Source organism: Streptomyces vietnamensis (assembly GCF_000830005.1).
GTDB classification, from domain to species: Bacteria; Actinomycetota; Actinomycetes; order Streptomycetales; family Streptomycetaceae; genus Streptomyces; species Streptomyces vietnamensis.
On sequence record NZ_CP010407.1, the window covers coordinates 7984938 to 7998792 of the forward strand.

Sequence of the window (13855 nt, forward strand, 5' to 3'; positions counted from 1 at the left end):
TGTCCCGTCCTTTCCCGCCCCGTGACGCATGACCGCACCCTACGCGGCGGTAGGCCGGAGCCCGGAAACGGTTTCGTACTCCCGACACACGCCCGTCACACAACGCCTCTAACGTCAAAGTCGGTTGTTCTCATCAAAGAAAGTTTGAAGAAGGAGCTCCGACGTGCCCCCGATCGACCAGAACTCACGCCGCCGCCGTCCCACCGGCCTCATCGCCCTCGACGAGACGGCCGCGTCCGAGGGCTACACCCTCTACGCACCGCTCACCGGCACCGGAGAGGTCCACCTGATCGACCTCCACGGCCGCACCGTCCACCGGTGGGACCTGCCGTACCGCCCCGGCCGCCACGCCCGGCTCCTCGCCGACGGCACCCTCGCCTACAACGGCGTCCTCCCGGGGGAGAAGGCCCTCTTCCCGATGTGGCACAAGTACCGGGGCGGCGTCATGCTCCGCGCGGCACCCGACGGAACCGTGCTGAGCGAGCACCGGGACCCCCTCCAGCACCACGACGCCCACCACCTCGACGACGGTCGCATCCTCTACACCGCCCTGGAACCCCTCGCCGGGGCCGAGGCCGCGGCGGTACGCGGCGGAGTGCCCGGCTCCGAGGCCGAAGGCGGCCTCGTCTGGGCCGACACCATCAAGGAGGTCGGCCCCGACGGCGAACTCCTGTGGTCCTGGCGCGCCGCCGAGCACCTCGACCGCGAGTCCTTCCCGCTGCACGAGGCCTACGCCCGCGAGCACTGGCCGCTGATCAACAGCGTCACGCCCCTGCGGGACGGCAACATCCTCGCGAGCCTGCGGAGCGTCTCGGCCGTCGTCGTCATCAGCCGCGACACCGGCGAGATCCTCTGGCGCAGCCGCCCCGGCACCGTCAGCCAGCAGCACGCGCCCACCGAACTGGACGACGGCCGGTTCCTCGTCTTCGACAACGGCGTCTTCCGGCCCGGCCACGACGTCCCGTACTCCCGCGTCATCGAGATCGACCGGACCGACGGCGAGATCGTGTGGGAGTACCACGACCCGGCCCGCGAGTTCTTCTTCGCGCCCTTCATGGGCTCCGCGCAGCGCCTGCCGAACGGCAACACGCTCGTCACCGACTCCCCGTCCGGCCGCCTCTTCGAGGTGACGAAGGACGGCTACCTGTGCTGGGAGTACGTCGTCCCGTACTTCGCCGGCTACGGCGAGAGCGAGGTCCGCGGCCTCTTCCCGTCCGAGCCGAACGCCGTCTTCCGCGCCTACCGCTACAGCGCGGCCGACATCCCGTGGCTGGAGGCGACGGCATGACGACCGCCATCAGAACCACCGACCGGCCCGGGACCGAGGACGTCGACGCACGCGTCCCGTTCCGGCGCCTGGCCCCCCTCGCGGCCCAGCACGTCCTGGCGATGATCGCCGCTCCGGTCTCCACCGTCTTCCTCGTCGCCGGCAGCCTGAAGATGTCGCCCGGCGCGACGGCCTCGCTGCTCAGCACCGTCCTGCTGCTGTGCGGCGCGGGCGCCCTGCTCCAGTCCCTCGGCGTGTGGCGGATCGGCGGCCGCCTGCCGTTCGTGATGCTGCCCGGCGGCGCGGCGACCGCGCTGTTCCTCCAGATCGCCCAGGAGCACGGGCCGGCGACCGCCACCGGCGCCGTCCTCCTGGCCGCCGGACTGCTGCTCGCCGTCCTTCCCGTGTACGCCCGTGTCGTACGGCTCTTCCCGCCCCTGGTCATGGGCGTGACCGTGCTGCTCATCGGGATCGCGATGATCCGGGTCGCCGCCCGGCTCGTCACCGGCCCCGACGGCACGGGGGAGCCGCGCGCGGTGCTCCTCGCCGCGCTCACGGTGGCGGCGACCGTCGCCGCGTACGTGTTCCTGCGCGGCGTCTGGCGACAGACCTCCGTCCTCATCGGAATGGCGGCGGGAACCGCCATCGCGGCGGGAACCGGCCTGGGCTCCTTCGGCCCGGCCGCCGGCAGCGGCTTCGCACTGCCCGTGCTCCTGCCCTTCGGCACGCCCCGGTTCGACCTGGTGGCCGCGCTTCCGCTGCTCGTGTTCAGCCTCACCACGCTGGCCGAGATCACCGGACAGACCGTGCTCAACAGCGAGACCGTGGGCCGGACTCCGGCTCCCGAGCGGGACGTTCCGCGCGTCGCCCGCGCCGATGCCCTGGTGTCCCTGGTCGGCGGCCTGTTCGGCACCTCCCTGATGGTCACCAGCGCCGAGAACATCGGCATCGGCCGGCTCACCGGGGTCCGCAGCCGCTTCGTGACCGCCGGCGCCGGAGCGCTCCTGGTCGTCCTCGGCCTGGCCACGCCCGTCTCCCGGGCACTGGCCGGCATACCCGAAGCGGTCGTCGGCGGCTCGGCCCTCGTCGTCTACGCCGTGATCGCCGTCATGGGCGTCGAGATGCTCCGCCGCGCCGATCTGTCCGGTACGGGCACGGGCTCGCTGACGGCCGCGCTCGCGCTCACCGCGGGACTGCTCCCGCTGCTCAGCCCGGACCTGTACGCGGGGTTCCCCGGCTGGGCCCGCACGATCCTGGGCAGCGGCGTCGTCGCCGGAACCCTGACGGCGGTCCTCCTCACCGCGCTGCTCGGCCGCATCCGGTCCGGAAGTACGGAGGTCTCTAGCCGCGCCGGTTGAAGGGAAGCCGGCCCAGAACCACCGCCATGCCGCAGGTGTCGGTGAGCGCGGAGAACACCAGCCCTCCCGCGATCGCCGCCGACAGGAACTGGAACGCCGGATGCACGAGCAGCCCGAGGACCAGGCCGAGCAGTACGAGGGCCCCGGCGGTGAACCGCACCTGGCGCTCCATCCCCCAGACCGCTCGTACGGGGCCGGGCGGGTACTCGAGCCCGTGCCCGGCGTCGGCCCAGGCGCGGGTGCCGCCGGTGAGGCTCGCGGCGGCGATCCCGTGGGTGGCGAGGACCGCGGCGCCCTTGCCGGAGCGGGTGCCGGAGGCGCACACCAGGAGCAGCGGCCCGCTCTCGGCGGCCTGCCGCAGCTCCGCCAGGCTGCCGTCGATGCGCTCGAAGGGGATGTTGACGGCACCCGGCAGGCGGCCGGAGGCGAACTCACCGGGAGTACGGACGTCGATCACGTTCAGCTCGGGCAGTCGTGGCAGTGCTTCGTCGACGCTGAGGGTGCGGGAAATGCCCATGGGGAACCTGTCCTTGGGAGTCTTTGCGCGTCCTTGCGAGAAACGGAACGCGCCGGCGGCGGGGCCGTGTCCCGGGATGCTAGGCGAGTCGGGGCCGCGCCGCCGGGAAGCGGACGGGATCGCCACGGGGTTGCCACGACGCCGTCACGTCCTGGCAACACTCCACGGCGACACCGCCCACGGGCCCCGCTAGTCGACCGGGCCGCGCTCGTGGGGGATCCGCTCGCCGGCCTCGACCGCGACGGGCAGCCGGTTCTCGGACGGCGGCAGCGGGCAGGTCGCGAAGTCGGTGTAGGCGCAGGGCAGGTTGACCGCGCGGTTGAAGTCGAGCACGACGGTGCCGTCGGGCCCGGGGGCCTCCACCGTGAGGTTCCGGTTGGCCGCGTACGTGGTGACGCCCGAGGTCTCGTCGGTGAACAGCAGCGTGAGGCTGCCGGGCGCGTGCCCGTTGAACGCGGTCAGGCTCAACTCCCGTCCGTCCAGCCGGAAGGCGACGCGCCCCGGGGCGTCGTACACGTGCTGGAGACCCTCCACCGAGGCGCCGACCGTCGTCGGCCGGGGCTCGTCGAAGACCTCGTACCGGCCGGTGACCACCCAGCGCGGATCGGGCTCGTACGCGGGCGTGCCGGCGAAGGCGACCCGCAGCGGGTGCCCGGGGTGCCGCGGGCGGATGATGTCGTTGCCGCCGCGCTTGGCGACCTCGATCACGGTGTCGCCCCAGACGGCGTCGACACCGCCGCGCTCCGGGATGACGCCGAAGAGGTGCCGGCCTCGTACGGCCACGCCGTCGACGACGAGTTCGGTGCCCTCGTCGAGTTCCACGGCGACGCCTTCGGGGCCCGTCGACCAGGTCCCCGGCACGCCGGGGAAGCCCTGCGGCTCGGCGGACAGCCAGTGCAGACCGGTGATCGCGAGGAAGCCGTGCGCCGAGGCGAGCCGGGCGTCCTTGTCCCGGTGCCACTTCTCCCACTCCGTGGCGAAGAGCTCCGGATCGACGTCGACCGTCTCGCGGGCGGCCTCGGGGGCATGGGTGGTGTCATGGACGCTCATGCGTCTCCTCCTGCTGAGGGTGAAAGGGTGTGAAGGCAGGACGAGGCCGTCAGGGGGCGCCCAGGGGTCGTGGGGGCGTGTGCGTCGGTGTCCGGACGCCGGGTCGAGGCCTCGGTGTCAGCGGGAACACGCCATGGTCGTGACGCGCACGTAGTCCACGTGTCGGCGCGTCACGAGAAGGCTCATGGGTTCAGGAAAACACAACTCCGGTGCGGGGCGCCAGTGATACCCGCCCGGTCGGCAGCGGCTCAGCCGAGCTCTTCGGCCAGTCCGACGACGATGCCCTCGGGGCCGCGGAGGTAGCAGAGCCGGTAGACGTCCTCGTACCGCACCACCTCGCCGACGAGCTCGGCGCCGTGGGAGGCGCGCAGGCGGGTGACGGTCGCGTCGATGTCGTCGACGGCGAACATGACGCGCCGGATGCCCGGCGTGTTCACCGGTGTGTCCCGCGGCCCGTCGCCGATCGCCTTCGGGGCGTGGAACTTCGCCAGCTCGATCTTCCCGTGGCCGTCCGGGGTCCGCAGCATGGCGACGTCCTGCCGGGAGCCGTCGATTCCGATGACCCGGTCCACCCATCGTCCCTCGACGGGCATCCTGCCCTCCAGCTCCATGCCGAGTTCGACGAAGAACGACACGACGGCGTCGAGGTCTTCGACGACGATGAGGACGTTGTCCATCCGCTGGATCGCCATGCGGGGTCTCCTGACATCTCGGGTACGGCGAAATCGTGACACCGGCGGAGCAAAGGGGCGGTGATTTGTGCGGCATCCGTTGGAATCGATCGGAATCGCTCAGAAATGTCGTAGGGGCTGATCGTTTCTGCATGGTGCCCTCACCGGCATGAACACACGTACCGGACTCGCTCTCGCGAGCGCCGCCCTGACCGCCCTCGCCGTCACCGCCCCGACGGCGGCGTCCGGGGCCGCCGCCGGACCGGAGCCGACCCCGGCCCCGCTCGTCACCGCCGCCGACGCGGTGCCCGGCAAGTACATCGTGACCCTCGACAGGACGGTCGACGCCGCCGAGGCCGCCCGGAAGCTGAACCTCAGGCCCACGTTCGTCTACGAGAAGGCCATCAACGGGTTCGCGGCCCCGCTGACCGAGCTTCAGCTGGCCACCGTCAGGAACACCCCGGGGGTGGCGTCGGTCGAGGAGGACGCGGTGGCGCTCGCCCCGCCCCAGCCGGCCACGCCGCCGGAGACCCGGAGCCCGGCCGCCTCCTGGGGCCTGGACCGGATCAACCAGTGGAACCTGCCGCTCGACAACGACTTCACCACCCGGGGCAACGGCGCCGGGGTGACCGCGTACATCCTCGACACCGGCATCGACTACCAGCACGACGAGTTCGGCGGCCGCGCCACCTTCGGCTTCGACGCGATGGGCGACGGACGGTTCGGCCAGGACTGCAACGGCCACGGCACGCACGTCGCGGGCACGGTCGCCGGCAAGACGTACGGGGTCGCCCGCAAGGCCGGTCTGGTGAGCGTCCGGGTCCTCGGCTGCGACGGGCGCGGCGCGTACTCGGGCATGATCGCCGGGCTCGACTGGGTCGCCAGGAACGCCAGGCAGCCGGCGGTCCTGAACGGCTCCCTGGGCGGGGACCGGTCGGCGGCCCTGAACGCCGCCGCCACCGCGCTCTACAACGCCGGCGTGCTGCCCGTCATCGCGGCGGGGAACTCCTCGAAGGACGCCTGCGACGTCTCGCCCGCGTCGGCGTCGGGCGCGCTCACCGTCGCGGCCTCCAACATCTGGGACGAGGAGACCTCCTTCTCCAACTACGGCCCGTGCGTCGAACTCTTCGCGCCCGGCCAGGCCATCGTCTCGGCACGGATCGGCGGCGGCTCCGTCGCCCAGAACGGCACCTCCATGGCCGCCCCGCACGTCGCCGGCGTCGCCGCGCTCTACAAGGCCGAGCACCCCACGGCAGGCCCGGCCGAGGTCGCCGGGTGGATCCTCGACAACACGACGAAGGGCCTCCTGACCAACGTCAGCGGCGGCACCCCCAACAAGCTGCTGTACACCGGCGGCCTGTAGCCCCCGGGCCCCTCACGCCCTCACGCCCCGGGTACGGACCGGGGCGTGAGGGCGCCGCGGCGTCAGCTCCCCTCGGTCTCGAAGGTGCGCAGCAGGTCGGCGGCCACGCTCACGGCGATCGTCGCCGGTTCCTTGCCGGTGATGTCGGCGAGACCGATCGGGGTCTTGATCCGGTCGATGACGGCCTCGTCGTGACCGCCCTCGGTGGCGAGGCGCTTGCGGAACCTCGCCCACTTGGCCGCCGACCCGATGAGACCGACGGAGCCGAGGTGCGGCGCCCGCAGGGCGGCGTCGCACAGGGCGGCGTCCTCGGCGTGGTCATGGGTCATGATCAGGACGTGGGTGCCGGGCGGCAGCTCCTCCAGGACCTCCTCGGGCAGCAGCGGCGTGTGGTGCACGCGCACCTGCGCCACCGCGTCCGCGAGCACGTCGAGCCGCTCCTCGGCGAGGGTGTCGGCGCGGCTGTCGATCAGATGGAGGTCGAGGTCCTGACGGGCCAGGATCCGGGCCAGTTCGAGGCCGACGTGCCCGACGCCGAAGATCGCCACCGCCCGTACCACCGGCAGCGGTTCGAGCAGCACCGAGACCGTGCCGCCGCAGCACTGCACGCCGTGCCGGTTGGTCACCTTGTCGTTCAGGGCGAAATCGAGCAGCTCCGGCTCCGCCCCGGACGCGGCGATCATCTCCCGAGCCCGGTCGATCGCGACGGCCTCCACGTTGCCGCCGCCGATCGAGCCCCAGGTCTCGGTCCGTCCCACCACGAGCTTCGCGCCGGCGTCGCGCGGGGCGTGGCCGCGCACGGTCGCGACGGTCACGAGCACGCCGGACTCCCGGCGTGCCCGCAGCCGCGCGACCGCGGCGAACCACGTCATGTCAGGCACCGCTCAGTGCTTCCGCACCGGTCCGGGCCCTGTCGCGCGCCGCCTCGATCGCCCAGTACACCGCCTCCGGCGTCGCGGGCGAGGCCAGCTCGACACTGATCCCGCCCGGACCGAACGCGGCGGCGGCCTGCCGCAGCGCCTCCCGTACCGAGAAGGCCAGCATCAGCGGAGGCTCGCCCACCGCCTTCGACCCGTAGACCGCGCCCTCCTCGGCGGCGTTCCGAAGGAGCGTGACGTGGAACTCCTCGGGCATCTCGGAGAAGCTCGGCAGCTTGTACGTGCTCGCCGCCTGCGTCAGGAGACGGCCGCGGTGCGGCCCGTCGCCGGCGTCCCAGCGCAGGTCCTCCAGGGTCAGCCAGCCCGCGCCCTGCACGAAACCGCCCTCGACCTGACCGATGTCGATCATCGGGGACAGGCTGTCGCCGACGTCGTGCACGATGTCCACCCGCCGGATGCGGTACGCGCCGGTGAAGCCGTCCACCTCCACCTCGGCCGCGGCGGCGCCGTGGGCGAAGTACTTGAACGGCGAGCCGTGGAAGGTCTTCGCGTCCCAGTGCAGCCCCTCGGTCCGGTAGAAACCGGCCGCCGACAGCTGCATCCGCTGGAGGTACGCGGTGCGGACGAGGTCGTCCCAGGCCAGCTCCCCGTCGCTGCCGAGGCCGCGCGCGACGCCCTCGACGATGCGTACGTCCGAGGCGTTCGTGCCGAGCTGGGTGGCGGCCACCTGGAGCAGCCGTTCGCGCAGCTGCTCGCAGGCGTTCTTCACCGCCGCGCCGTTGAGGTCCGTCCCCGCGCTGGCGGCGGTGGCGGAGGTGTTGGGCACCTTGTCCGTACGGGTCGGGGCGAGGCGCACCTTGTGCAGCGGGATGCCCAGCGTGGTCGCGGCCACCTGGAGCATCTTGGTGTGCAGGCCCTGACCCATCTCGGTGCCGCCGTGGTTGATCAGGACCGAGCCGTCCTTGTAGATCAGCACCAGCGCGCCGCCCTGGTTGAAGGCGGTGAGGTTGAAGGAGATGCCGAACTTGAGGCCGGTGAGCGCGAGGGCCCGCTTGGTGTGCGGGTGTGCGGCGTTGAACGCGGCGATCTCGCGCCGGCGGTCGGCGAAGTCCGCGTTCTCCTTGACCTGCTCCCAGACGGCGGAGATCCGCTCCGGCTGGACGACCGGCTGCCCGTACGGCGTCGACTGGCCCTTCCGGTAGAAGTTGCGCTCCCGCAGCTCCGCCGGATCGAGGCCGAGCAGCGGTGCGCACCGGCCCATGATGTCCTCGATCACCAGCATGCCCTGCGGTCCGCCGAAGCCGCGGAACGCGGTGTTGGAGACCTTGTTGGTCCTGGCGATGCGACCGGTGATACGGGCGTTGGGCAGCCAGTACGTGTTGTCGATGTGGCACAGCGCGCGGGCCACCACCGGCTCGGACAGGTCAAGGCTCCAGCCGCCGTCCGCCGTCAGGGTGGCGTCGAGGGCCTGGATGCGGCCCTCGGCGTCGAAGCCGATCCGCCACGAGGCGTGGAAGCCGTGCCGCTTGCCGGACATGGTGAGGTCCTGGGTCCGGTTGAGCCGGACCCGGACCGGGCGGCCGGTCAGCTTGGCGCCGAGCGCGGCGACGGCCGCGAAGCCGTGCGGCTGCATCTCCTTGCCGCCGAAGCCGCCGCCCATCCGCAGGCACTGCACGGTCACCTCGTGACTGTGCAGGCCGAGGACGTGCGCGACGATCTCCTGGGTCTCGGAAGGATGCTGGGTGCTGCTCTGGACGAAGACCTGCTCGGCCTCGTCGACATAGGCCAGGGCCGCGTGGGTCTCCAGGTAGAAGTGCTCCTGGTCGGAGAACTGCAGCTCGCCGGTGAACACGTGCGCGGAGTCGGCGAACCCGGCGTCGACGTCGCCGGTCACCATCACGGGCCGGGCGCCGTGGAAGCTGTCGGCGGCGATCGCCTCCTGGAGCGTGATCAGGGAGGGCTGTTCGTCGAGTTCCACCTCGACGGCCGCGGCACCGAGCCGGGCCGCCTCGAGGGTCTCGCCGAGCACCCAGGCGACCGCGTGCCCGTGGAACATGACCACGTCGGGGAAGAGCGGCTCGTCGTGCTTCATCCCGGCGTCGTTGACGCCGGGCACGTCGGCACCGGTCAGGACGCGCACCACGCCGGGCACGGAGAGCGCCGGCCCGGTGCGCAGCGCGGTGATCCTGCCGTGGGCCTTCATGACCTGGACCGGATAGGCGTGCAGCACGTCCTTGGTGCGGTGGACCAGGTCGTCGGTGTAGAGCGCGGTGCCGGTGACGTGCTGGACGGCGCTCTCGTGCGGCATGGAGAGGCCGACGACGGACTTCTCGGGACGCTGGGACAACTGGCTCATGACGACACCGCCTCGGTGGTTCGCGCGTACAGCTTCAGCAGGCTCTGGCCGAGCATCGCGGAGCGGTAGGCCGCGCTCGCCCGGTGGTCGCTCATCGGCGTGCCCTCCTCCCGCAGCACCGGCGCCACGGCCTCGACGGTCTCCGCCGACCACGGCCTGCCCTCCAGGGCCGCCTCGGTGGCGAGCGCGCGGATCGGGGTGGCGGCGACGCCGCCCAGACCGATGCGCGCCTTGCGGACGATCCCGCCCTCGACGTCGAGCGCGAAGGCGACCGCGACGCTGGAGATGTCGTCGAAGCGCCGCTTGGCGATCTTGTGGAAGGCCACGACCGGCGACAGCGGCAGCGGGACGCGCACCGCGCGGATCAGCTCGCCGGGACGGCGCACGCTCTGCCGGTAGCCGGTGAAGTAGGCGGAGAGGGGGACCTCGCGCTCGCCGTCGGCGTCGGCGAGCACCACCGACGCGTCGAGCGCGAGCAGCGCCGGCGGACTGTCGCCGATGGGGGAGCCGGTCCCCAGATTGCCGCCGAGGGTCGCGCCGTTGCGGATCAGCCGGGACGCGAACTGGGGGAACAGCTCCGCGAGGAGCGGGACTTCGCCGTCGAGGCGGCGCTCGATCTCGGTGAGGGTGAGCGCCGCACCGATCTCGATGGAGTCGGACGCGACGCGCAGCTCCCGCAGTTCGGGAAGCCGGTCGACGGCGACCACGCAACCCGCCCTCCGCGAGCGGATGTTCACCTCCACGCCCCAGTCGGTGGAACCGGCGACCACCACCGCGTCCGGCCGCTCGCGCAGCAGCCGCAGCGTCTCGGCCAGGGTGTCCTTCCGGACGAACACGCTGTCGTCCCGGGCGTACTCGGTGGCGACCGGCGCGGGCGGGGCCTGCTCGCGGCGCTGCGCGAGGGGGTCCTCGTCGGTGGGCGTGCCGACGGCGAACGCGGCGTCGCGGATGGGGCGGTAGCCCGTACAGCGGCACAGGTTGCCGCTCAGCGCGTGCAGGTCGAAACCGTTGGGACCGTGCTCGGCGTCGGCGTCGGCATCGGTGCCGGCGTCCGCGTGGGCGCACCGGTCGGGCCGGTAGTACTCGGCGGCCATGCTGCACACGAACCCCGGTGTGCAGTAACCGCATTGGGATCCGCCGCGGACCGCCATCTCCTCCTGCACGGGGTGCAGGGCGGGCGGCGTGCCGGGTGCGCCGGCGGTGGCGAGGCCCTCGGAGGTGACGATCTCCTGGCCGTCGAGCGCCGCGACCGGGACCAGGCAGGCGTTGACCGCCACCCAGTCGGTGGGCTTGTTCACCCCGGGGCGGGCCACCAGGACCGAGCAGGCGCCGCACTCGCCCTCGGCGCAGCCCTCCTTGGTGCCGGTGAGGCCGCGCTCGCGCAGGAAGTCGAGCACCGTGGTGTGGGGTGCGGAGGGTGCGATCGGTGCTTCTTCGCCGTTGACGGTGATACGCGCCGCTACCATGACGGGCCCTCGTTTCCGTGCGCGATGGGTCGGTTCATCATGTTCGCCAATGTCGGGCAGCTTTCTGTGTTCAGACGCGCCACGGCGGAGAAGCGGGCGCGGAACGGCACGCGACAGCGGCGTGCCGGGAAGCGGTGAAGGGAAACCGGGGAGACCGGGGAAACCAGCGGCGTGCCCGCGGACGGGCACGGCGGGACGGCGTCGTCAGCAGCCGTGGGCGATGCGACCCGGAACCCAGACCGTGATGTGGGCGAGGCGGCTCAGGTCGGAGCTGGTGTTCATCCGCCGGTCGCCTCCTCTCGGTCGTCATGGGTCGAGGCTGCAAATTAATGCCCGGCGATCACCGAGGTCAAGAGCCGTCCGAACTGCGTACATCTGAGAATCAGATGACCCCCAACGAAAACATCTGTTGGACAGTTCCATGGGCCGCTCCAAGGATGTGCCGTGCGGTAGCACAGTCCACGAGAGCGGAGGCACACGTGCCGCATGAAGAGCATGAAGAGACCGAAGTGGTCGTCGTCGGGGCGGGCCAGGCGGGCGTCGCGATGAGCGAGCACCTGGGCGCCCACGGCATCCCGCACACCGTCCTGGAGCGGCACCGGATCGCCGAGCGGTGGCGCTCCGAGCGGTGGGACTCCCTGGTCGCGAACGGGCCCGCGTGGCACGACCGCTTCCCCGGCCTGGAGTTCGCCGGCCTCGCCCCCGACGCCTTCGCGTCGAAGGAGCAGGTCGCCGACTACTTCGTCGCGTACGCCGAGAAGATAGGCGCCCCCGTCCGCAGCGGCGTCGAGGTGACCTCGGTGCGGAAGCACACCGGCCGGCCCGGCTTCCGCGTCGAGACCTCGCAGGGCACGATCGACGCGCGCTTCGTCGTGGCCGCGACCGGGGCGTTCCAGCGGCCCGTGATCCCGCCCGTCGTGCCGGACGGCGCCGTCCCCACGCAGATCCACTCCAGCGCGTACCGCAACCCGGGGCAGCTGCCCGAGGGCGCGGTCCTCGTCGTCGGGGCCGGTTCCTCGGGGGTCCAGATCGCCGACGAACTGCGCCGCTCCGGGCGCCGGGTCCTCCTCTCGGTCGGTCCGCACGACCGTCCGCCCCGCGCGTACCGGGGACGCGACTTCTGCTGGTGGCTCGGTGTGCTCGGGATCTGGGACGCGCAGACGCCTCCCCGGGGCGCCGAACACGTCACCATCGCGGTCAGCGGTGCGCGCGGCGGTCACACGGTGGACTTCCGGGACCTGGCCGCCGCCGGCATCGAACTCGTCGGTCTGACCGCGTCCCACGACGACGGCGTCCTGCGTTTCGCACCGGACCTCGCCGAGAACATCGCCTCCGGCGACGCCAAGTACCTGGAGTTCCTGCGGGCCGCCGACGCGTACGTCGAGCGCAACGGGCTCGACCTCCCCGAGGAGCCGGAGGCCCATGTCCTCGGGCCGGACCCGGACTGCGTGACCAGCCCCCGCCTGGAGCTCGACCTCGCCGAGGCCGGCGTCACCTCCATCGTCTGGGCGACGGGCTTCGCGAGCGACTACGGCTGGCTCGACGTCGACGCGTTCGACGAGAACGGCCGGCCGGACCAGCAGCGGGGTGTGTCCGTCGAGCCCGGCGTGTACTTCCTGGGCCTGCCCTGGCTGTCCCGCCGCGGGTCGAGCTTCATCTGGGGCGTCTGGCACGACGCCCGGTACGTCGCCGACCACATCGCGCGGCAGCGCGGCTATCTCGCGTACGCCCCCACCGACCGGAAGCACTGAGGAGCAGACCATGACCTCCACGACCCCGAACACGGCCCCGGATACGACCTCGAACACGGCCCCGAACGCCCCGATCGTCGCCGGCGGTCACACCCGGATCCGCCCGTTCAACACCCGCGAGACCTATCCCGAGCAGAACCTCGACAACGACCTCTGCCAGGCCGTCGTCGCCGGGAACACGGTGTACGTCCGGGGCCAGATCGGCCAGGACCTCGACACCAGCGAATCCGTCGGCATCGGCGACGCCGAGGCCCAGGCCGAGCGCGCCATGGCCAACATCAAGATGCTGCTCGAAGAGGCGGGCAGCCGCATGGAGCACCTGGTCAAGCTGACGATCTACCTCATCGACCCCCGCTACCGCGAGGCGGTCTACCGCACCGTCGGCCGCTGGACCAAGGGCGTGCACCCCATCTCCACCGGTCTGGTCGTCTCCGCCCTCGCCCGCCCGGAGTGGCTGTGCGAGATCGACGCGATCGCCGTGATCCCCGAGGAGGCACGGGCATGACCTTCTCCCTTCTCGTACGCGACGGTGCGCGGTTCGGCGTCGTGGCGAGCTCGTCGAGTCCGGCCGTCTTCGCCCGGGTCGCCCATCTGCGGCCCGGGGTCGGCGCGGCGACCTCGCAGAACATCACCGACCCCACGCTCGGCACGAGCCTCCTCGCGGGCCTCGCCGAGCACGCGGACCCGGAACGCGCCCTGGCCGACGTCACCGGCGCCGCCCGGAACGCCGAGACCATCGCGTACCGGCAGCTGACCGTCCTCGGCCGCTCCGGTCCCGGCTTCGCGCACAGCGGGGCGCGGACGCTCGGCACGTACGCCTCGGCCACCGCGGACGGCGCGGTCGCCGCAGGCAACATGCTGTCCGGCACGCACATCCCCGGCGTCCTCCTCGACGCCTACGCCGCAGCCGAAGGGGAGCTCGAAGAGCGTCTCCTCACCGCCCTGAAGGCCGCCGTCGCGGCAGGCGGCGAGGAGGGGCCCGTGCACTCCGCGGGCCTGGCGGTGGTCGCGGACGTCGACTGGCGCGTGACCGATCTGCGGGTGGACTGGGCCGACGACCCCGTCGACCGGCTCGGCGAACTCCTCGACGTCTGGCTGCCGCAGCGCGACGACTACGTGCGGCGCGGACTCGACCCCGCCTCCGCACCCTCGTACGGCGTCCCGGGGGACCAGTGACG

12 protein-coding genes are annotated in these 13855 nt (G+C 72.3%); 6 read left to right on the plus strand and 6 right to left on the minus strand.

Features of this window, described 5'->3' with window-relative positions:
- Nucleotides 1-163: 163 nt before the first annotated feature.
- Nucleotides 164-1288: an aryl-sulfate sulfotransferase gene (locus SVTN_RS35610; RefSeq protein ID WP_041132780.1), complete on the plus strand. Its 1125-nt coding sequence runs from the start codon at nt 164-166 to the stop codon at nt 1286-1288.
- Nucleotides 1285-2625, plus strand: a complete 1341-nt coding sequence (locus SVTN_RS35615) for a uracil-xanthine permease family protein (RefSeq protein ID WP_052499496.1) — start codon at nt 1285-1287, stop codon at nt 2623-2625. The genes SVTN_RS35610 and SVTN_RS35615 overlap by 4 nt, the downstream gene beginning before the upstream one ends.
- On the opposite strand, the gene SVTN_RS35620 is transcribed toward SVTN_RS35615, so the two are convergent.
- From SVTN_RS35620 to SVTN_RS35630, 3 genes are all read right to left on the minus strand, one after another.
- Nucleotides 2609-3142: a rhodanese-like domain-containing protein gene (locus SVTN_RS35620; RefSeq protein WP_052499497.1), complete on the minus strand. Its 534-nt coding sequence runs from the start codon at nt 3140-3142 to the stop codon at nt 2609-2611. The genes SVTN_RS35615 and SVTN_RS35620 overlap by 17 nt on opposite strands.
- A 189-nt stretch (nt 3143-3331) precedes the next feature.
- Nucleotides 3332-4192, minus strand: coding sequence for a DUF1684 domain-containing protein (locus SVTN_RS35625; protein ID WP_041132781.1), 861 nt, complete (start codon nt 4190-4192; stop codon nt 3332-3334).
- 248 nt (nt 4193-4440) lie between these two features.
- Entirely contained in the window at nt 4441-4884 is a 444-nt protein-coding gene (locus SVTN_RS35630; RefSeq protein ID WP_041132782.1) for a VOC family protein, read from the minus strand.
- 148 nt (nt 4885-5032) lie between these two features.
- On the opposite strand from SVTN_RS35630, the gene SVTN_RS35635 reads away from it, so the two are divergent.
- The gene (locus SVTN_RS35635) at nt 5033-6226 is read left to right on the plus strand and encodes a S8 family peptidase (protein WP_041132783.1); all 1194 of its coding nucleotides are present in this window, start codon (nt 5033-5035) and stop codon (nt 6224-6226) included.
- A gap of 62 nt (nt 6227-6288) precedes the next feature.
- On the opposite strand, the gene xdhC is transcribed toward SVTN_RS35635, so the two are convergent.
- From xdhC to SVTN_RS35650, 3 genes are read right to left on the minus strand one after another with little or no spacing between them, the layout of a single operon-like run.
- The gene (gene xdhC, locus SVTN_RS35640; RefSeq protein ID WP_041132784.1) at nt 6289-7098 is read right to left on the minus strand and encodes a xanthine dehydrogenase accessory protein XdhC; all 810 of its coding nucleotides are present in this window, start codon (nt 7096-7098) and stop codon (nt 6289-6291) included.
- 1 nt (nt 7099) lies between these two features.
- The gene (gene xdhB / locus SVTN_RS35645; RefSeq protein WP_041132785.1) at nt 7100-9460 is read right to left on the minus strand and encodes a xanthine dehydrogenase molybdopterin binding subunit; all 2361 of its coding nucleotides are present in this window, start codon (nt 9458-9460) and stop codon (nt 7100-7102) included.
- Nucleotides 9457-10926, minus strand: a complete 1470-nt coding sequence (locus SVTN_RS35650) for a xanthine dehydrogenase small subunit (protein WP_041132786.1) — start codon at nt 10924-10926, stop codon at nt 9457-9459. Before SVTN_RS35650 ends, xdhB begins: the two co-directional genes overlap by 4 nt.
- Nucleotides 10927-11405: 479 nt before the next feature.
- Between SVTN_RS35650 and SVTN_RS35655 the strand changes: the two genes are divergently transcribed.
- From SVTN_RS35655 to SVTN_RS35665, 3 genes are read left to right on the plus strand one after another with little or no spacing between them, the layout of a single operon-like run.
- Entirely contained in the window at nt 11406-12677 is a 1272-nt protein-coding gene (locus SVTN_RS35655) for a flavin-containing monooxygenase (protein ID WP_041132787.1), read from the plus strand.
- 10 nt (nt 12678-12687) lie between these two features.
- The gene (locus SVTN_RS35660) at nt 12688-13182 is read left to right on the plus strand and encodes a RidA family protein (protein ID WP_218922696.1); all 495 of its coding nucleotides are present in this window, start codon (nt 12688-12690) and stop codon (nt 13180-13182) included.
- Complete coding sequence (locus SVTN_RS35665; RefSeq protein ID WP_041132788.1) at nt 13179-13853, plus strand: DUF1028 domain-containing protein; 675 nt, start codon at nt 13179-13181, stop codon at nt 13851-13853. The genes SVTN_RS35660 and SVTN_RS35665 overlap by 4 nt, the downstream gene beginning before the upstream one ends.
- Nucleotides 13854-13855: the final 2 nt, after the last annotated feature.

Excerpts from the sequence above, each read along its gene's own strand:
- SVTN_RS35615 (WP_052499496.1), top strand. The coding sequence starts at position 1,285 with ATGACGACCGCCATCAGAACCACCGACCGGCCCGGGACCGAGGACGTC.
- SVTN_RS35620 (WP_052499497.1), bottom strand. The coding sequence starts at position 3,142 with ATGGGCATTTCCCGCACCCTCAGCGTCGACGAAGCACTGCCACGACTG.
- SVTN_RS35625 (WP_041132781.1), bottom strand. The coding sequence starts at position 4,192 with ATGAGCGTCCATGACACCACCCATGCCCCCGAGGCCGCCCGCGAGACG.
- SVTN_RS35630 (WP_041132782.1), bottom strand. The coding sequence starts at position 4,884 with ATGGCGATCCAGCGGATGGACAACGTCCTCATCGTCGTCGAAGACCTC.
- SVTN_RS35635 (WP_041132783.1), top strand. The coding sequence starts at position 5,033 with ATGAACACACGTACCGGACTCGCTCTCGCGAGCGCCGCCCTGACCGCC.
- xdhC (WP_041132784.1), bottom strand. The coding sequence starts at position 7,098 with ATGACGTGGTTCGCCGCGGTCGCGCGGCTGCGGGCACGCCGGGAGTCC.
- xdhB (WP_041132785.1), bottom strand. The coding sequence starts at position 9,460 with ATGAGCCAGTTGTCCCAGCGTCCCGAGAAGTCCGTCGTCGGCCTCTCC.
- SVTN_RS35650 (WP_041132786.1), bottom strand. The coding sequence starts at position 10,926 with ATGGTAGCGGCGCGTATCACCGTCAACGGCGAAGAAGCACCGATCGCA.
- SVTN_RS35660 (WP_218922696.1), top strand. The coding sequence starts at position 12,688 with ATGACCTCCACGACCCCGAACACGGCCCCGGATACGACCTCGAACACG.
- SVTN_RS35665 (WP_041132788.1), top strand. The coding sequence starts at position 13,179 with ATGACCTTCTCCCTTCTCGTACGCGACGGTGCGCGGTTCGGCGTCGTG.